Source organism: Thioalkalivibrio sp. ALRh, assembly GCF_000381425.1.
Classification (GTDB): Bacteria; Pseudomonadota; Gammaproteobacteria; order Ectothiorhodospirales; family Ectothiorhodospiraceae; genus Thioalkalivibrio.
Map to the genome: position 1 here is coordinate 932,392 of NZ_KB906519.1, position 16,915 is coordinate 949,306.

The window sequence follows — 16,915 nt, forward strand, 5'->3', positions numbered from 1 at the left end:
GAAGCAGCGGATGCGCGTAGTCGTGATCGGGGCCGGCGTCATCGGTGTGACCACCGCCTGGTACCTGCAGGAGGCCGGGGCCGAGGTCGTGCTGGTGGACGCCGCCCCCACCCCCGCCACCGGCTCCAGCCAGGCCAATGGCGGCATGCTGCATGCGAGCCACGCCGAACCCTGGAACACCCCCGGCGTCGGGCTGGACCTGCTGCGCTTTCTCGGCCGCACGGAGTCGCCGCTGCTGTTGCGCCCGCGCGCCCTGCCGGGGCTGGCCGGCTGGGGCCTGCGTTTTCTGTGGCACAGCCGCCGTTCGCTGTTCGAGCAGCACACCCGCCTGAATGCCCGCCTGGCCGCGTTCTCGCTCCGGGAGATCGACCGCCTGCAGCGGGAACTGGCGAGCGCGGGGCTGGACTTCGACTTTCGCCGCTGCGGCATCCTGAAGCTGTTCCAGGACCCGGCCAGCCAGGCCAACAACCGTGCCGCCAGCGAGGCGATGCGTGATGAGGATGTGCGCTTCGAGGACTGGGACGTGGAACGGATCATCGCCGAGGAGCCGGCATTGGCCCCGGTGCGCGACCGCCTGTGCGGCGGGCTGTTCTTCCCCGGGGATGCAATCGGCGACGCCGCCCGCTTCACCGAGCAGCTGCTCGCGATCGGCCAGCGCCGGGGCATCCGCTACTACCCGAACGTCACCGTGCGGCGCCTGCGAACCCACCGCGGCCGCATCGACGCGGTAGAGACCTCCGAAGGGCCAATCGCGGCGGATGCCTGCGTGGTGGCCAACGGCTACCACGCCCCGGACCTGCTGCGCCCGCTGGGGCTGCATCTGCCCGTCGCCCCGGTGAAGGGCTATTCGCTGACCCTCCCGATGAACGCCGACTGCCGGCTGAACCTGCCGCTGATCGATGACGCCAACAAGGTGGTAATGACCCCGCTGGGGGAACGCCTGCGCCTGGCCGGCACCGCCGAATTCGCCGGCCGCGATCGCCATCTGAATACCAAGCGCGCGGCGAATGTCCTCGATCAGTGCCGGCGCACCCTGACCGGCCTGCCCGCGACCTTCGACCCGCAGACGATGGCACCCTGGACCGGGCTGCGCCCGATGAGCGCCCGTGGCACGCCGATCCTCGGCCCGACCGCCATCGAGGGCCTGCACCTGAATACCGGGTCCGGGCACCTGGGCTGGACGTTTGCCTGCGGCGCGGCAGCGCTGGTTCGTGCGGGGGTGCTGAACGAATCGCCGTCCCTTCCGATGGAAGACCTTAGGCTTTGATCTCGGCCCGGGGCGATGCGTTTCGCTGCGCTCAACACATCCTACAGCCCGCCCTGCCTATCGTAGGATGCGTTGAGCAACGCGAAACGCATCATGAGGCCATACAGGCCACCCGGTTTAAGACGCCGGGAACACCATCCGGATGCGGGCACCATGCAGCTCCGGTGCCTGTTCGATATGCAGCTCGCCACCGTGGTCCTGCACCAGGGCCTGGATGATGCTGAGCCCCAGGCCCTGGCCGGCCTCGGCATCGCCGCGCACGTCGGCGCGCTCTCCCCGCTCCAGTACCCGGGCGCGATCCGCTGGCGCGATGCCGGGCCCATCGTCATCAATGGTCAGGCTGACGGCCTGCGGCGTGCAATGCGTCGAGATCCGCACCCGGCTGGTCGCATGGCGGATCGCGTTGTCCAGGGTGTTGCCCAGCAGTTCGAAAATCGCACCCGGCTCCATGCGCAGGGCACAGCCAGGGTCGAGCTCGCTGTCCAGGTCCACGCCCTGCTGGCTGGCGAGCCGTCCGAGCGCCTGGCAGGTACGCTCGATGATGGGGGCCAGCGGCTCGGGCGCCTGGAACGGCGCCGGACCCAGGCGCTGCGCCTGACTGAGTTGGTGCTGCACCATGGCCTGCAGCCGGTCGACCTGGCGCCGCATGTCCTCGGGGTCGGGGTTCTGGCTCTCCAGGTTGAGACGCAGCGCGGAAATCGGGGTCTTCAGGCTGTGGGCCAGGTCAGCCAGGGCGTTCTGCTGGCGGTTCAGCCGCGCGCGCTCGAACTCGATCAGATCGTTGATGCTTCCGGTCAGGGCCTGCACCTCGGTCGGGTACGGGCCCTCCAGTCGCCCATGATCCCCGTGCCGCAGCGCCTCCAGGTCGCCCTGTACGCGGCGCAGCGGCCACAACCCCCAGAACCACAGCGCCAGCCCCAGGGCGACGATCAGCGAGAACGTCATCGTCATCAGCCCCTGCCAGAGGCTGGCGCGATACTGCTCCACCTGTTCCTCGAAGGCCTCTCGGTCCTCCAGCATCTGGAAGGTCAGCCCGACCTGGCCACCGTCCAGCTCCCACTGCACGGGGAGGCTGAAGGCGAAGAAGTCGTCCTCCGACCAGCCGCGCAGGGAGACCCCCACCGCGGACGGGGAGCGCCAGAGCGTGCGACCGTCGGGACCGAGGATTCGGGCATAGAGGCCACTGGCGGGCAGTTGCAGGCGGCTCTCGGGCAGCATATCGGGGACGCGGACCTCGTTGCGCCCGACGACCTCGACCAGCCCCATCAACAGCAGGACCTGGGCCTCCAGGCGTGTCTCGACGGCATCTGCCGCGTTGTCGCGAAAGGCGGCCTCCAGCACCCAGGCCGTCAGCAGGGAAAACACCAGCACGGTAGCCCCCGCGACCAGTGCCAGGCGCAGGGTCAGGCTGCTGCGGATCTGGCGCAGGGGGCGTCTCATGAGATGGCGGACGAAGGGGCGATGCAGCCTGTATGCGGCGTCATGAGTCCGAGGTGGAATCGGACGGGGTCGTGGCATCCGCCTCGCGCACGAAACGGTAGCCCCGACCGCGCAGGGTCTCGATCAGGCCCAGGCTGCCGTCCGGGTCCAGCTTGCGGCGCAGGCGGCCGATCAACACCTCGATCACGTTGCTCTCGCGATCCTCGTCGTGCTCGTAGAGGTAGTCCGCCAGCACCTCCTTGCTTAGCACGCGCCCCGGCTGGCGCACCAGCGTCAGCAGCAGGCGGTACTCGAAGGTGGTCAGCGAGACCGGCTCGTCGTTCAGGCGGACATCGTCGGTGGCGGTGTCGATCACCAGCGGCCCGAACAACAGCCGTTCGCGGCCGGCCTGCAGGCTGCGGCGAGCCAGGGCACGCAGGCGCGCGACCAGCTCCTGGATGTGAAATGGCTTGGTCAGGTAGTCATCGGCCCCGGCCTCGAGCCCTTCAACCTTGTCCTGCCAGCGGTCACGGGCCGTGAGGATCAGGATGGGTAGTTGTGGCTTGACCTCGCGGGCCTTGCGAATGACGTCGAGCCCGTCCATGCCCGGCAGCCCCAGGTCCACCACCGCGATATCGCAGTGGTACTCGGTCAGCAGGTACAGGCCGGTGTCGCCGTCCGAGGCGGTATCCACGCGACAGCCATTGTTCTCCATCTCTTCGGCGATCTGGCTGCGCAGAGCCAGGTCGTCCTCGATTACTACCACGCGCAGATTCATGGGTCGAGCTCCGTCCCTTCCTCGATCTTGATCGTTCGTACCTGCTGGTTGTCGGTCAGGATACGCACGATAAACACGCGATTCCCGTACTCGGTCAAATCTTCGCGTGCGGACAGGACTCGCCCCGGGTAGTTGGCCTCCACCCGCGACACCGCCTCGTCCAGGGTCCAGACGGCCGCGCGCGGGTCTTCGGTGATGAACTGGGCCTGCGCCGCGAAGGGCGCCACCAGGATCGCCAGCAGAAGCCCGAGCACACCCGCGCCGCCGATGACTCGGCGTCTCCGGCCACCGCCTTTGGCAACGGTCTCCGGTCCGGGGCGCATAGCGGTAGTCTCCGTGACGGTGTGGGCGAACAAACTCTTGCAGCTACAAGGCTATAGGCCTAGCCTGAACGTTATCTGAAACCGGATGTTCCCGTCATGACCCAAGCCCCTGCCCCCTCCGAACCCGAGGTACCCCTGGAGGAAGAAGCCGGCCCCCTGCGCTGGGACGAACTGATGCCGCATTTCGCCCGTGGTGTGGTGATTCGCGTGGCCCCCGAACTGGACCTGATCGAGGTGGCCCGCGCAATTCGCGACGATGCCACGCATCAGGTCAGCGAATGGCTGGCCAGTGATCAGGTCGCCCGTGCCACGGATGACGACGCACGGCGCTGGGCGGCGAACAACCCCGTCTTTACCGCCATCGTCGCCGCCCCCTGGGTACTCGCCCAGGAGCGCAGCACGGCGCACTGACCCGGCCATGGCCTCCCCCCTGGGCATCGAGGACGACACGCTGGCCCGCCTGATCCAGGCGGCGCGGGAGTTCCACGCCAAGGAGGAGGTCGTGTTCCCCGACTCGAACCCCGACACCTCGGACGATGACTGGGCCATGCAGGTCCTGGCGGACCACGCGGGCGATCTGACCCTGCGCGAGCTGGAGGACACAATGAGTGGGCTCGGGCCGGAATACCAGGCGGAGCTGCAAGCGCTCAGTGCGGTCGGCCGAGGCGACTACGCAGTCGAGGAATGGGAAAGCGCTCTGGAGGATGCCCGCGACGACTGGAGCCCGGACACAGCCCACCGCCTGGTTGCCAATCCGATGATCGCGGACGAATGGGAGGCCGGGCTGGAACAGATGCAGGCCGCCGATCAGTAAAAAGCGCTCCGGGCTCAGCCGGAGTCGAATTACACCCCCAGCGCGGCAGAATCGAACTGTACGGCGACCCCGTCTTCCATCACTCGCACCACCTGCGCCTGCACCCGCGGCGGTTCACCGCCATCCCCCAGCAGGCCGAACACCTGCAACATAAACTGATCGCCCGGACTCAGTCCCTTCAGGACATCAATCCCGGCCTGATCACGATCCTCCCAGGCCAGGAAGGCCCCACCGCCGGAGATATCGTTTGTGGTGAGCCGTACCTGGCTTCCATCACTGCATTCCGCCACCACCTCGACGGTCATCGGGATGCGCGGATGGCGCCGACGTTCCCCTGTCATGGCCTCTCTCCTGCTGCAGATGCCTTCTCAAGGCATCGAAAAGATGGATACGTTGTGCTATATCCCAGAACAATGATCGTTCCATCACACGATCAGGCGCAACTCCGGGCGAACACACCCGGAAGTGCATACCGGCCCGGCAACCGCACCGGGCAGTAGAAACAAGGCAGTACCGAGATAGCTGTCGCCATATAACAAAGTCACTTCACGACGGAGGAGTCCGTTCACATGAAGCAATCACGTTTGTTCGTGGCGGGGCTGGTGGCCTCGCTGGCGATGGCGGGTACCGCATCCCAGGCTATCGCCGATAATGACGAAATCACCCGTGGCCAGCTGATGGCCGCTTCCTGCAAGGCCTGCCACAACGCCGCCGGCGCCGAAAAGGGCGTGCCCGATCTGGGCCGAATCCCGCCGGAGGTAATCCAGAGCCAGATGCGCGCATTCCGCGATGGCGACCGTGACGCGACCATCATGGATCGTCACGCCAAGGGCTACACGGACGAAGAGATCGAAGCGATGTCGGTCTACTTCTCGCGCTTCTGATCACGGGGGATGACAACAATGCACAATTTTACTCGACGCCATTTCCTGAAGGCCTTCGGGATCACCAGCGCGGCCGCCCTGACCGGTATTGGCTGCGCCCCGCGTGCCGCCCGTAACGGCGCCAAGGCCCATGTGGTCGTGGTCGGGGGCGGCTCCGGCGGTGCCACCACGGCGCGCTACCTGAAACAGTTCTCTCCGGACATGATGGTCACGCTGATCGAACCCAACGCCACCTACGTCACCTGCTACGGCAGCAACTGGGTGATCGGCGGATTCGAGAGCATGGATGCAATCACGCACGGCTACGACAACCTGCGCGACCGTGACGGCATCGACGTGATCGAAGACAAGGTCGTTGGCGTGGACGCCGACAGCCGCACCGTCCGGCTCGAAAGCGGCGACAGCCTGCAGTACGACAAGCTGGTCATGTCGCCGGGAATCGACTTCAAGTACGACGACATGCCCGGCATCGAAGAGGCCGACGCGGAGACGATCCCGCACGCATGGAAGGCCGGCTCGCAGACCGAGCTGCTGCGCTCGCAGCTACTGGAGATGCCGAACGGTGGCGTGTTCGTCATGGTCGCGCCGCCGAACCCGTTCCGCTGCCCGCCGGGGCCGTACGAACGCGTCTCGCTGATCGCGCATTATCTGAAGGAGCACAAGCCGCGCTCCAAGATCATCGTGCTCGACGCCAAGGACAACTTCTCCAAGCAGGGCCTGTTCGAGGAAGGCTGGGAGATGCACTACGGCGACATGATCGAATGGCGTGCCGCGTCGGATGGTGGCCTGGTCGAGGAAATCGATGTCGGCGAGATGACCGCCCGGGCCGACAGTGGCTTCGAACGCGTACGCGCGGACGTGATGAACTTCATCCCGGCGCAGCGGGCCGGCCAGATCGCCCACGATGTCGGCCTGACCAACGACGAAGGCTGGGTCCCGGTCGACCAGCGAACCTTCAAGTCGGAGATGGACGACAACATCTACGTACTGGGGGACGCCAGCGTGGCGGGCGCCATGCCGAAGTCCGGCCACTCGGCCAACAACCAGGGCAAGATCGTCGCCGCGGCGATTGTGCGCGAGTTGATGGACCAGGAGCCGCTCGATCCCTCGTCGGCCAACACCTGCTACAGCCTGATCACCCCGGAACACGGGATCAGCGTGGCGGCCGTGTACAAGTACCAGGATGGTGCTCAAGCAGGCGTCGAAGGCTCTGGCGGTGTCAGCCCCTCGGGCGAGACCTCCAGCTTCCGCGCTCGCGAGGCCGCGTACACTCAGGCGTGGTACGCCGGGATCACCCAGGACATCTGGGGCTAGCCTCACTCACAGCCATGACGGCTGTAAACGACGGATGAAGACGGCGCCTGCGGGCGCCGTCTTCTTTTGTGGGGCGGCTCAGGCGTTCAAGTCAGGGATCAAGCGACTGCGCAGCCGCTGGATGGCGTCTTTCAGCTGCAGCTTGCGCTTCTTCAGCCGCTGGATCGCGAAGGCATCCGGTGCCGGTTGCTCGTGCATCACCGCGATCGCGGAATCCAGCGCCCGATGCTCGGACTCAAGCTCCGCCAGTCGTGCACGAATCTGACTCTCCGTCTCCAACAGCCCCTCCTCGCTTGTCTGTGCGGTCACGAGATACTTCCAGCTCGCGTATCATCGCAGACCCACCCCGCCCGGACCATCCCGCGCCCATGGCCATCCGCAACACCAGCCTGCCTATCGACACCCCCCGCGGCATACGCCTGAACGGCGTCCTGGTCGAACCGGATGACGGTCCGCTGCTGGGCCAGGCCTGCATCGCACACTGCTTCGCCTGTTCCAAGGACTTCCCCGCGACCGTGCGCCTGGCGCGCGCCCTGGCGGAAGAGGGCATCGCCACGCTGCGTTTCGACTTCGCCGGCCTGGGCGACTCCGAGGGCCGCTTTCGCGACAGCACGCTGGATACCTATTGCGAGGACCTGAACGCGGCCCTGGACGCATTGAAACAGGCGACCGGCGAGCCCACCGACCTCCTGATTGGCCACAGTTTCGGCGGGGCCATGGCCATCCACGTCGGCAGCCAGCGCGAAGAACTGGGCGGCATTGTCACCATCGCCGCACCCAGCCGGCCCGGCCATGTCGCGCACCTGTTTGGTGACATCGCTGACACCATCGAGCGCGAAGGCTTCGCCCGCGTCAATATTGGCGGCCGCCCGGTCGAGATCGGACGGGCATTCCTGGATTCGATCGAAGAGCCGACACTGGACAGTGCCCTGGAACGCATGACGCAGCCGCTGCTGCTGCTGCACGCCCCCGGCGATACGGTGGTGAGCGTCGATCACGCCCGCCGGATCTTCCAGCAGGCCCACCACCCCAAGAGCTTCGTCGCCCTGCACCAGACCGACCACCTGCTCTCGCGCCCGGAGCACACCCGGTATGTCGCCGGGTTGATCCACGCCTGGGCCGCCAACCTGCTCGATTAGCCCCAGCGCACGCCACAATTTGTAGGAGGCCAGCCCTCTGGCCGATCGGGCGCGGGTAAAGCCCATCGGCCAGAGGGCTGGCCTCCTACAACAGCATGAGCCAGGCTCTACCAGTAATTCTCGGTGGTGATCTGCCCCGGCTTGCGGCGGCGGTTCTTCTCCAACCCGCGCTCGCGGAGGATGGTGGCGGTGTCCTTTACCATGGCCGGGTTGCCGCACAGCATCACCTGCGAGTGCTCCGGCGCGATCTCGAGCCCGGCGTGATGCTCCAGGCGGCCCTCGGCAATCGCCGCGGGGACGCGGCCCTCGAGCCCGCCCGGGCAGGGTTCGCGGCTAACGAACGGGATGTACTGAAACTGTTTCGGGGCGCGTTCCTGGAACTGCCGGATCGTATCCTGGTAGGTCAGTTCGTCCGCCTTGCGCACGGCGTGGATCAGCCGGATGTTCTCGAAGCGTTCCCAGGGGGTGTCGGTCTTCAGCATCGACAGGAAGGGCCCCAGCGCGGTGCCGGTGGACAGCAACCAAAGGTCGCGACTGTCCGGCAGCTCGTCCAGGGTGAAGAACCCCGTGGCGCGCGGCATCAGCTCGACCGTGTCCCCGGGCTCCAGCTGCACCAGCCGGTTCGACAAGGGGCCCTCCGGCACCGTGATCAGGTAGAAATCCAGAGGGGTCTCGTCCGGCGCGTTCACATAGGAATAGGGGCGTGCGACCGGCTCGCCGTCGATCTCCAGGCGCAGCCGGTTGAACTGCCCGGCCTTGAACGGCTCCACATCCGCCTCTACCCGCAGCGAGAAGAGGCGATCCGTCCACTGTTTGCACTCCTGCACGGTCCCCGTGACCCAGCCCATATTTCCGACTCCATGACTCAAGTATTATCCAGACTGGTGCCGCGCCCGGATGGTTTCAAGCTGTCCTTCAGATGATGCGGATTAATCCGCCCCGCCCCAATCCGTATAATCGGCGCCCGAATCCCCAATCAAAGCTTAACGGAGCAACCATGGCCCGCACCCCCTCGCAGATGATCGAACTGGGCACCGAGGCCCCGAACTTCTCCCTGCCGGACGCCATCTCCGGCGACACCATCAGCCTCGACAGCTTCCCCGACGCGAAAGGCTACATGATTGCCTTCATCTGCAATCACTGCCCGTTCGTGCAACTGATCCGCCACGAGTTCGCGCGCTACGGCCGCGAATACTCGGACAAGGGCATTGCGGTGATCGCAATCAACTCCAACGACATCCAGGCGGTACCGGACGACGCCCCGGACAAGATGCGCGACGACGCCCGTCGTTTCGGCTACAAGTTCCCCTACTGCCTGGACGAGGACCAGTCCGTGGCCAAGGCCTACCACGCCGCCTGCACCCCGGACCTGTACCTGTTCGATGCCGACCGCAAGCTGTACTACCGCGGCCAGTTCGACGAGACCCGCCCCGGCTCCGACACACCGGTCACCGGGCGTGACCTGCGCGCCGCCAGCGATGCCCTGCTGGCCGGCCAGCCGGCCCCCGAGCCGCAGCATCCAAGCCTCGGCTGCAACATCAAGTGGCGCCCGGGCAACGAGCCAGACTACTACGGCTGACGCACCTGCCGGAGCGGGCCGGCCCGCGCAGCGGCCGCGCCCGCCGTATACTGAACGCACACCCTGAACCATGGCCACCGCATGCCGCCCAGCAACGTGATCGACGGCCCGCGGGTCGCCACCTGGCGCTGTCCCTCCTGCCAGGAGGCCGTCCCGCGCCTGCTGCCCAATGGCGAGAGCAACCGCATCCCGATCCCGCCCGCGCGCATGGTCTTGCCGGACAATACCGTGCGTCAGGCCTGTGAACGCGTGCAGGGGTTGCGTGCGCCGGAGATCTGCTTTGCCTGCGGCCAGGCCTACCATGAGCTGCTGGGCACGCTGGTACGCCCGCCAGCCGAGTTGGGCGATGCCCGTGGCGAGCCCGGGCTCAATGACACCGGGATCATCGGGGCCCTGCTGCCGATCGCCGACCAGGGCACACAGATCCTGATCTTCAACGTGGTCGACCAGGAACTGCGCTGCACCGAGATCGAGCGCCTGGCCAGCTTCAACCCCGACCGCCTGACCTACCCCGGTTCGCGCGGCGCCATCGCTCCGCGCATCTGGGCCCTCTACGAAGACCACCTGGCCCAGCTGCACGCCCGCGCACCGGTCCCGTACCACCCCGAATAGCACTTGTCACCGCGAGGCGCGCAGCGCCGTGGCCATCTCTTGGAGCAGCATGAGTCCATGCCCTCTCGCCGTCATCCCGGAAACCGCGCCGCGGTTATCTAGGATCTCGTGCGCCAAGGCGATGGGAACCGCGGGAGACTCCGGCTCTACGCTGCGCTCCGGCCGGAATGACACGGGAAGCGCACTGACCGGAAAAAGACAGTGCCTCAGGCGTCGTCGTCAGCATCCACGCGCGCCAACATGCGCATACCGCCGACCATGCAGCGCAGCGCCTCCAGGGTCTGCAGATCGAAATCTGCCCCGGTCTCGCCGGGCAACTGCCAGTACTTTGGCCGGCAGGTCGCGGGGCGCTGTGACGGTATGGCGCGGGCCGCGGCCGTATCCAGCGCCACCAGCAGATCGGCCCAGGCCAGATCGGCGTCCGTCACCTCGGCCATCGCCTGCGCCGGGCGCACCTCGATCCAGTTCTCCAACTCGGCCGCCGCGGCCAGCTCCGCCACTCGCGCGGCGCGCCCGTCGGGGCGTTCCGCGGCCACCAGCAGCCGCGCACGACGCTTATACATCTCCGCCACCGGGCAGGTGCTTTTGAATGGTACCGCTGACCACCGTCAGGCTATAACGCAAATGATCGAAACGGAGAACGGACGGCATGGCCCACCTCGACTGGTCGCATTATCCGGTGAATGAACTCAAGCTCGTCTACAGCACGCTGCACGCGCAGCTTACGCTGGCGCCGGAGTTGATGGATTCCGAACTGATGGCCGACCTGCAGACCCACCTGCAACAGGCCGCGAAGGCCGACGGCGTGGACGTCTCCACCCACTCCCAGTGGGCCGCCTGGCTGAACGACCGCTGAGCCCCAAGGGCATCACTGCGCACAAGTGCCCGACTGGCCGGAGGGCTGGCCCTCTACAACGAGGCCCGCCACAGAAAAGCACTGATCACTACAACGCTTGCTGCATCTTCTCAAGGCGGCAGACCAAAGCGGGAAGGTGCTCATCTACCAGATTCCAGATCGTGTCGCTGTCGATACCCAGATACGCGTGAATCAACCGGTTTCGGGTCGCGACAATCATGCGCCAGGCGATATCCGGGTGCGCCTCCCGCGCTTCGGAAGGAATATGCCCGGCCGCCTCACCGATCAGTTCGAGGTTTCGAAGCACCGCATCGTAGACCAGCTCGTTCTGTACGAACGCATCACGATCAAGGCCATCCGTATAAGCCATGGCCTTGCGTGCAAATCGAATCATGTCGTCAAGGTAGAAGTGCCACTCGCGCGCTCCCATTGAGTCAGACACGAATCGCCTCGCGCTCGACGTACGGACGCAGCTCGGCGCGCAGGGCCTTTTCGGAGATCAGGTCCACCGGGTGTCCTAACAGGTCTTCAAGATAGAACTGAACGCCAAAATACTGCTGGGCTGAGGCCGGACCGTCGTAGCCGACAAGAATATCCACATCACTCTGCTCGCCGGCTTCGTCACGGGCCAGCGATCCGAACAACGCCAGCCCACGTACACCGAATTCACGCTCGAGATGGGCCCGATGCTCCCTTAGCGCCTGCAATACGGCAGCACGACTCAGGCTACGAGATGGTTGGTCCATTGCCTCGTCCTGTTGTTGCACGGCGGTCTTACCCATTCAAATATTCAGGCGTCGCCTTCGGTGGCCTTGCGGTGTTCGGCGGCGAAGTCGAGCATGCGCTGCGTGGCCACCAGGGCCTTCTGGCGCGCGGCTTCGTCGACGAAGATCTCGTTCTTCGCCGGCTCCGCCGTATCTTCCAGCGTCTCGGCCAGCGAGACCAGGTCGTTCATGGCCATCCACGGGCAGTGGGCGCAACTGGTGCAGGTCGCACTGTGGCCACCGGTGGGGGCCTCGATCAGGGTCTTGCCCGGGGCCGCCTGCTGCATCTTGTAGAAGATACCCTTGTCGGTGGCAACGATGAATTCCTGCTCCGGGCGGTTCTTCACCGCCGCGATCAGCTGGCTGGTGGAGCCCACCACGTCGGCCTGATGGATGACCTCGCGCGGTGACTCCGGATGCACCAGCACCGCGGCACCGGGGTGGCGGCCGCGCAGGTCCTCCAGCGCCCAGGCGCGGAACTCGTCGTGCACCACGCAGGAGCCGTCCCACAGCACCATGTCGGCACCGGTGGTGCGGCGGATGTAGTCGCCCAGGTGTTTGTCCGGCGCCCACAGGACCTTCTTGCCCTGATCGCGCAGATGCTCGACCAGCGGCACGGCGATGCTCGAGGTAACGACGTAGTCGGCCTGTGCCTTTACGTCCACCGAGGTGTTGGAGTACACGACCACCGTGTGGTCCGGATACTGGGCGCGAAATTTCGCGAACTCCTCTGCCGGACAGCCAAGATCCAGCGAACACTCGGCCTCCAGCGTCGGCATCAACACGCGCTTCTCCGGGCTCAGGATCTTGGCCGTCTCACCCATGAAGCGCACCCCGGCAACCACCAGCGTCTCGGCCGGGTGTTCCTTGCCGAAGCGCGCCATCTCCAGGGAGTCGGCTACGCAGCCGCCGGTCTCGTCCGCCAGCCGCTGCAGCGACTCGTCCACGTAGTAATGGGCCACCAGCACGGCGTTACGCTCGATCAGCAGGCGCTTGATGCGGCGCACCAGCTCGTCACGCTGGGCATCGCTCAACGAATGCAGCGAAGCCGTCACGTGATCCGTGCGCGGAACCTGGAAGATCGGAATTTCGGCCACCGGTGCGGTCATGGGTCCTCAACACCCCGGCATGCGGGGCAAATTATCGTTGGCTAATAGTACGACAGGCCCCAGGGCGCTGTCGTTCCTACACATTGTGGGGGCGTGCCCGCGCATCCCAACCCGGGCGCCTATAATGCCCACGCGATGGACGACCTCACCCGCCAATACAAGGCGCTGTCATTTGAAGAGCGCATGGACCTGGCCCTGTCCGCGGACTTGGAGGCGCACTGGCGCCCCCTGCTGGTCCGCGACCAGCACGCACAGGTGAAGGCCTACTTTTCCCGCCGCATGGACCTCACGCCCGAGGAGGTCGCCCTGCTGCTGGCCGACCCCAACCAGACCGTGCGCCTGAACTGCGCCAAGCGCCCCGACCTGACACCGGAACAGGTCGAGGCCTGCGTGAACGACCGCGACCCGAACCTGCGCTACTTCGTCGCGCGCAATCCGCTTCTGACCGAAGCGCAGCGGGAACAACTGATGGATGACGAAGACGAACTGGTGCGCATTGCGGTGCGCAAGGGCCCGAAAAAACGCGGGACCCGCGCCCGCCCCGGACAAGCCGAGATGATCCGTTGACCGAGACTCGCCCCGAAAAACCGCAACGCCCGAAGCCTTCCCGGCGCCGCCGCGCCCTGAGCTGGGGCGTCCAGATCGGCATCGCGCTGTTGATCTTCCTGGCCGTACGCGCCTGGATGGCGCGCGACATGGTCGAGGGCCCGGCACCCGAATTCGAGGCACAACTGCTGGATGGCACGCCAGTAACGCTCGCCGACTACGCGGACGAGCCCATGCTGCTGCACTTCTGGGCCACCTGGTGCCCGATCTGTCGCCTGGAGGAAGGCGAGATCGTGCGCCTGTCGCAGAGCCACCCGGTGCTCACGGTCTCCATGCAGTCCGGCACGCCGGAGGAGGTGCTGGAGCACCTGAACGAACGCGAGCGCGAACTCGCCGTGGTCAACGACCCGCAGGGCGCACTCGCTTCGCAATACAACGTCCGCGGCGTACCCGCGACCTTCATCATCAACCCCGACGGCGAGATCGTCTTCCGCAAGCAGGGCTACGCCCCGCCCCTGGAGTTGCGCCTGCGCCTCTGGCTCGCTCGTTGGCTGTAGGGAAAACTGAGCAGTCTCACGTCGAGACGGTGCAATTCGCTGCGCTCAGCGCACCCCACGCCGACCTCATGTCCACCCGCGCCCTCGCTGCCGCCACTCAAGCCGCCCGCGGCTCAATTTCACGACGCACGCGTTCCGAAAGTTCGAGTTGCGCCTGCCTCAGTTCATACTCGAGCTGGAGGTTCAGCCAGAAACGCTCGGAAGTGCCGAAATAACGCGCCAGCCTCATGGCCGTGTCAGCCGAAATGCCACGACGCTCGCGCACAATGTCGTTCATGCGCGTCGTCGGAACATGCAATGCCCCAGCAAGCGCGTTCACACTGAGATCCAACGGGGCAAGAAACTCCTCGCGCAGGACCTCGCCTGGATGGATGGGTCGCATACCGCTTGTGCTCATGGTCTAACCTCCTTCCGGAACCCTTCAGTGGTAATCGACGATCTCCACATCCTCGGGACCTTCGTCCGTCCACCGGAAACAGATGCGCCACTGGGCGTTGATTCGAATGCTGTGCTGCCCTTCGCGGTCGCCAGACAGGGCCTCCAGCCGGTTCCCCGGCGGAGACCGCAAATCCTGCAGTGTCTCCGCCGCTTGAAGCTGAATCAGCTTGCGCTCCACGATTGGTCGAACGCTCGACCAACGCCGACTCCTGCCCGTTTCGAACAGCGCCCGGGTTTCCCTACACCGAAAGCTTCTGATCATGGAAACAGAATATAACGCTTAACGGTAAGCAGCAAACTAATGGTGCAGTTCGCTGCGCTCAGTGCACCCTACGCATCGCCACCCGACCGTAGGATGCGTTGAGCAAAGCGAAACGCATCGTGCTCAGGCAACCGAGCGCCTAATCATCCAACTCCCGCAGGACGCGGAAGCCGAGATTGGTGTCCATCTCGTCGATGTTGCGGCGGCGCCGGGCAGCGCTGCGGGTGTTTACGGCCGGGTCGAACCACGAGCCGCCCTTGACCACGACCCACTCGTTGTCCGGGTCGCGACGATAGACGCCATCGCGCGGCAGGCTGGCATGGTTGTCATGCCAGGGTGAGGAGGTGAACTCCTGCACGTTGCCGTGCATGTCGTACAGGCCCCACAGGTTCGGCTGGAAGCTGCCGACATCCAGCGGACGGGACAGCGGGAAACAAGCCGGGATGTACCACCTGCGGCGCTGGCGGCGCTCCTCATAGGGAAACAGGGAGTTGAAGTGCACGTCGCGGCAGCCCACCACCTCGCCGAAGGCAAAAGGCGTGCGCGTACCGGCCCGGCAGGCGTATTCCCACTCCGCCTCGGTGGGCAGGCGGTAGCGCTTTCCGGTCTCCTCGCTCAGCCATTCGAGATACTGCTGGATCGACGCGGGCTTGATGTTGAAGATCGGCGTGCGCGGGGTCCGCGGCCACACCAGCCAGTCCCAGGGCTCCCAGCCTGCCGCCTCGGCGAAGGCATCCCACTCCTCGCGCGTAACGGCAAAGCGGCCCAGGGCAAAGGGCTTCTCCAGCACCACATAGCGCCGCGGCGACTCGTGCTCCTGATGCCCGTACTCCGAGGCATCCGCACCGATCTCGCCCTCACCCGCTGGAATCACCTGCAACTCGGGCGTCAGCGCACCCGAACGCGCCTCGTCACGAAACGTGATATCCAGCCGCGCCTTGCGCGCCGCCCGCTGCTGCAGATCCAGCAGATCCGCCTGCTCCAAGTCCTGAACGCTCTTCGCCATTGACTCCTTCCAACCCGCACTTGAACCGCATAGGGTGCCCGCCAGTCGGGCGCGCCCATTCTATAGGCAACATCCGCCTGGGGCCGTTCCCCGCTAAAGGCTGGCGAGAGACCTCAAGGTAGTCTAGGCTCGGGCTTGCACGCGATCTCAGGGAGGAGAAGCGATGCGCCACCAAGGCCTCACGGCCATCGAACTGATGGTCACCATCGGCGTGCTTGCCATCCTGGCAATGCTGGCCGCCCCGGCCTTCAGCCAGATGATCGAGCGGCAACGCGTCATCGGTGCCACCAACAGCCTGCTCAACGCCATGCACCTGGCGCGAAGCGAGGCACTCAAGCGCAACGTGCGCGTCACCCTGTGCCCCTCCAGCGACGGCGAGACCTGCCGTGATGACGGCATCTGGGTGGATGGCTGGATCTGGTTTGCGGATACAAGAAGCACGGGGAAGCGCGCCGACGAAGACCCGCTGATCGGGTATGCCGCCCCGAACTTGGCAAACATCCAGGTCAGCGGCAATTCACCGGTTCGGAACTACGTCTCGTACGTGCCCCACGGAACGACCCAGCGCACCAGTGGCGCCCTTCAGATGGGCAGCTTCACCGTATGCGGCCGCGCCGAGGAGGGGCGGCGCGTGATCGTCAGCAGCTTAGGCCGACCGCGTAGTGAACTGCACTCAGACTGTCAGTTCGAGCCATAAACATGCTCCAGACAGCCAAATGCGCGCCACTTCACCAACACTCCTCCCTACCTCCTGGAGACCCGTCACGATCGGCAGAACCGCCCGTAACCGTGAGAGTAATGGTCTGACACCTTGAGTCATTGGCTTGACGCCCTTGCGGAGAGGCCGTCGCCGTAAAGCTGGATCCGGAACTATCGGAGATCGTCAACTCGTAATGCTCATCGTCTGACAGGGAAGAAAGCCCCAGATCCGAAAGATCTCCGGTGTACTCCGGGTTGTTCGCCCGCCACCGCTCCTGCTCCAACTGGATGCGGAGCAGCGAATCATGAGCATCCGCGCGCTGGGACTTGAGGATGTGGTTCTGGTACGAGGGATAGGCAATCGCCGCAAGGATTCCGATCACCACCACCACGATCATCACCTCGATCAGCGTAAATCCGGCCATCCGGCGTTTTGTCTGGTCCATCCCGCTCTCTCCCTCTAGGAACAGCTATACGGCTACACCCAATTCCACCACAAGCCGAGCCACTCGCCCCCTTCCAGATCGACGAAGGGTCTCTTTCGCCCCG

26 protein-coding genes are annotated in these 16,915 nt (G+C 65.6%); 12 read left to right on the top strand and 14 right to left on the bottom strand.

Annotated features, from left to right (window positions below; translation table 11 throughout):
• Window positions 1-10: 10 nt before the first annotated feature.
• Window positions 11-1,267, top strand: coding sequence for an FAD-dependent oxidoreductase (locus tag F791_RS0104435; RefSeq protein WP_019592235.1), 1,257 nt, complete (start codon window positions 11-13; stop codon window positions 1,265-1,267).
• Window positions 1,268-1,384: 117 nt separating this feature from the next.
• Here F791_RS0104435 and F791_RS0104440 read toward each other — a convergent pair whose 3' ends face one another.
• Genes F791_RS0104440 through F791_RS0104450 form a run of 3 tightly spaced genes read right to left on the bottom strand, consistent with a single transcriptional unit; the run spans window position 1,385 to window position 3,787 of the window.
• A complete protein-coding gene (locus F791_RS0104440; protein ID WP_019592236.1) occupies window positions 1,385-2,707 on the bottom strand; it encodes a HAMP domain-containing sensor histidine kinase in 1,323 nt (440 codons plus the stop codon).
• A 40-nt stretch (window positions 2,708-2,747) separates the two neighbouring features.
• Window positions 2,748-3,464: a response regulator transcription factor gene (locus tag F791_RS0104445; protein WP_018139007.1), complete on the bottom strand. Its 717-nt coding sequence runs from the start codon at window positions 3,462-3,464 to the stop codon at window positions 2,748-2,750.
• A complete protein-coding gene (locus F791_RS0104450) occupies window positions 3,461-3,787 on the bottom strand; it encodes a PepSY domain-containing protein (RefSeq protein WP_018139006.1) in 327 nt (108 codons plus the stop codon). Before F791_RS0104450 ends, F791_RS0104445 begins: the two co-directional genes overlap by 4 nt.
• A 96-nt stretch (window positions 3,788-3,883) precedes the next feature.
• Between F791_RS0104450 and F791_RS0104455 the strand changes: the two genes are divergently transcribed.
• Both F791_RS0104455 and F791_RS0104460 read left to right on the top strand, forming a co-directional pair.
• Window positions 3,884-4,198 carry a DUF2288 domain-containing protein gene (locus tag F791_RS0104455; protein ID WP_018139005.1) on the top strand — a complete coding sequence of 105 codons (315 nt, stop codon included), beginning with the start codon at window positions 3,884-3,886 and terminating at the stop codon, window positions 4,196-4,198.
• Between the two features lie 7 nt (window positions 4,199-4,205).
• Complete coding sequence (locus tag F791_RS0104460) at window positions 4,206-4,601, top strand: DUF3775 domain-containing protein (protein ID WP_018139004.1); 396 nt, start codon at window positions 4,206-4,208, stop codon at window positions 4,599-4,601.
• Between the two features lie 29 nt (window positions 4,602-4,630).
• Here the strand turns inward: F791_RS0104460 and F791_RS0104465 are convergent, their stop codons facing one another.
• The gene (locus F791_RS0104465; RefSeq protein ID WP_018139003.1) at window positions 4,631-4,942 is read right to left on the bottom strand and encodes a PilZ domain-containing protein; all 312 of its coding nucleotides are present in this window, start codon (window positions 4,940-4,942) and stop codon (window positions 4,631-4,633) included.
• A 228-nt stretch (window positions 4,943-5,170) separates the two neighbouring features.
• Between F791_RS0104465 and F791_RS0104470 the strand changes: the two genes are divergently transcribed.
• Both F791_RS0104470 and F791_RS0104475 read left to right on the top strand, forming a co-directional pair.
• Entirely contained in the window at window positions 5,171-5,485 is a 315-nt protein-coding gene (locus F791_RS0104470) for a c-type cytochrome (protein WP_018139002.1), read from the top strand.
• A gap of 18 nt (window positions 5,486-5,503) precedes the next feature.
• Window positions 5,504-6,799, top strand: a complete 1,296-nt coding sequence (locus tag F791_RS0104475; protein WP_018139001.1) for an NAD(P)/FAD-dependent oxidoreductase — start codon at window positions 5,504-5,506, stop codon at window positions 6,797-6,799.
• Between the two features lie 78 nt (window positions 6,800-6,877).
• Here the strand turns inward: F791_RS0104475 and F791_RS0104480 are convergent, their stop codons facing one another.
• The gene (locus F791_RS0104480; RefSeq protein WP_017926214.1) at window positions 6,878-7,078 is read right to left on the bottom strand and encodes a YdcH family protein; all 201 of its coding nucleotides are present in this window, start codon (window positions 7,076-7,078) and stop codon (window positions 6,878-6,880) included.
• An 89-nt stretch (window positions 7,079-7,167) separates the two neighbouring features.
• Between F791_RS0104480 and F791_RS0104485 the strand changes: the two genes are divergently transcribed.
• On the top strand, window positions 7,168-7,938 hold the full coding sequence (locus F791_RS0104485) for a carboxylesterase (protein ID WP_018139000.1): 771 nt from the start codon (window positions 7,168-7,170) through the stop codon (window positions 7,936-7,938).
• A 107-nt stretch (window positions 7,939-8,045) separates the two neighbouring features.
• Here F791_RS0104485 and F791_RS0104490 read toward each other — a convergent pair whose 3' ends face one another.
• Window positions 8,046-8,786, bottom strand: a complete 741-nt coding sequence (locus F791_RS0104490; RefSeq protein ID WP_018994535.1) for a ferredoxin--NADP reductase — start codon at window positions 8,784-8,786, stop codon at window positions 8,046-8,048.
• A 149-nt stretch (window positions 8,787-8,935) separates the two neighbouring features.
• Here F791_RS0104490 and F791_RS0104495 point away from each other — a divergent pair, with 149 nt between their 5' ends.
• Together F791_RS0104495 and F791_RS0104500 are read left to right on the top strand one after the other, a co-directional pair.
• Complete coding sequence (locus F791_RS0104495) at window positions 8,936-9,517, top strand: thioredoxin family protein (RefSeq protein ID WP_018138998.1); 582 nt, start codon at window positions 8,936-8,938, stop codon at window positions 9,515-9,517.
• Window positions 9,518-9,598: 81 nt separating this feature from the next.
• Window positions 9,599-10,129, top strand: coding sequence for a hypothetical protein (locus tag F791_RS0104500; protein WP_018138997.1), 531 nt, complete (start codon window positions 9,599-9,601; stop codon window positions 10,127-10,129).
• A gap of 206 nt (window positions 10,130-10,335) precedes the next feature.
• Here F791_RS0104500 and F791_RS0104505 read toward each other — a convergent pair whose 3' ends face one another.
• Window positions 10,336-10,692 (bottom strand): hypothetical protein, encoded by a 357-nt coding sequence (locus F791_RS0104505; protein ID WP_018175182.1) that lies wholly within the window; start codon window positions 10,690-10,692, stop codon window positions 10,336-10,338.
• An 86-nt stretch (window positions 10,693-10,778) separates the two neighbouring features.
• Here F791_RS0104505 and F791_RS0104510 point away from each other — a divergent pair, with 86 nt between their 5' ends.
• Window positions 10,779-10,985 (top strand): hypothetical protein, encoded by a 207-nt coding sequence (locus F791_RS0104510; RefSeq protein WP_018649187.1) that lies wholly within the window; start codon window positions 10,779-10,781, stop codon window positions 10,983-10,985.
• Between the two features lie 88 nt (window positions 10,986-11,073).
• Here F791_RS0104510 and F791_RS0104515 read toward each other — a convergent pair whose 3' ends face one another.
• From F791_RS0104515 to nadA, 3 genes are read right to left on the bottom strand one after another with little or no spacing between them, the layout of a single operon-like run.
• Window positions 11,074-11,415 carry a DUF86 domain-containing protein gene (locus F791_RS0104515; RefSeq protein ID WP_019592237.1) on the bottom strand — a complete coding sequence of 114 codons (342 nt, stop codon included), beginning with the start codon at window positions 11,413-11,415 and terminating at the stop codon, window positions 11,074-11,076.
• Window positions 11,416-11,419: 4 nt separating this feature from the next.
• The gene (locus F791_RS0104520; protein ID WP_026296405.1) at window positions 11,420-11,731 is read right to left on the bottom strand and encodes a nucleotidyltransferase family protein; all 312 of its coding nucleotides are present in this window, start codon (window positions 11,729-11,731) and stop codon (window positions 11,420-11,422) included.
• A gap of 44 nt (window positions 11,732-11,775) precedes the next feature.
• On the bottom strand, window positions 11,776-12,858 hold the full coding sequence (gene nadA, locus F791_RS0104525; RefSeq protein WP_018649186.1) for a quinolinate synthase NadA: 1,083 nt from the start codon (window positions 12,856-12,858) through the stop codon (window positions 11,776-11,778).
• Between the two features lie 135 nt (window positions 12,859-12,993).
• On the opposite strand from nadA, the gene F791_RS0104530 reads away from it, so the two are divergent.
• Both F791_RS0104530 and F791_RS0104535 read left to right on the top strand, forming a co-directional pair.
• Window positions 12,994-13,425: a hypothetical protein gene (locus F791_RS0104530; protein WP_018175180.1), complete on the top strand. Its 432-nt coding sequence runs from the start codon at window positions 12,994-12,996 to the stop codon at window positions 13,423-13,425.
• Window positions 13,422-13,961 (top strand): protein disulfide oxidoreductase, encoded by a 540-nt coding sequence (locus F791_RS0104535; protein ID WP_019592238.1) that lies wholly within the window; start codon window positions 13,422-13,424, stop codon window positions 13,959-13,961. Before F791_RS0104530 ends, F791_RS0104535 begins: the two co-directional genes overlap by 4 nt.
• Before the next feature lie 97 nt (window positions 13,962-14,058).
• Here F791_RS0104535 and F791_RS0104540 read toward each other — a convergent pair whose 3' ends face one another.
• The 3 genes from F791_RS0104540 to F791_RS0104550 all read right to left on the bottom strand — a co-directional run bounded on the left by F791_RS0104540 (window position 14,059) and on the right by F791_RS0104550 (window position 15,667).
• Window positions 14,059-14,358, bottom strand: coding sequence for a HigA family addiction module antitoxin (locus F791_RS0104540; RefSeq protein WP_019592239.1), 300 nt, complete (start codon window positions 14,356-14,358; stop codon window positions 14,059-14,061).
• Window positions 14,359-14,382: 24 nt separating this feature from the next.
• Window positions 14,383-14,661, bottom strand: coding sequence for a type II toxin-antitoxin system RelE/ParE family toxin (locus tag F791_RS0104545; protein WP_081622264.1), 279 nt, complete (start codon window positions 14,659-14,661; stop codon window positions 14,383-14,385).
• 139 nt (window positions 14,662-14,800) lie between these two features.
• Window positions 14,801-15,667, bottom strand: a complete 867-nt coding sequence (locus F791_RS0104550) for an SUMF1/EgtB/PvdO family nonheme iron enzyme (protein ID WP_019592240.1) — start codon at window positions 15,665-15,667, stop codon at window positions 14,801-14,803.
• A gap of 163 nt (window positions 15,668-15,830) precedes the next feature.
• Here F791_RS0104550 and F791_RS0104555 point away from each other — a divergent pair, with 163 nt between their 5' ends.
• Complete coding sequence (locus F791_RS0104555; protein ID WP_019592241.1) at window positions 15,831-16,364, top strand: Tfp pilus assembly protein FimT/FimU; 534 nt, start codon at window positions 15,831-15,833, stop codon at window positions 16,362-16,364.
• A 31-nt stretch (window positions 16,365-16,395) separates the two neighbouring features.
• Here the strand turns inward: F791_RS0104555 and F791_RS0104560 are convergent, their stop codons facing one another.
• A complete protein-coding gene (locus F791_RS0104560; protein ID WP_019592242.1) occupies window positions 16,396-16,812 on the bottom strand; it encodes a type IV pilin protein in 417 nt (138 codons plus the stop codon).
• Between the last annotated feature and the right edge of the window lie 103 nt (window positions 16,813-16,915).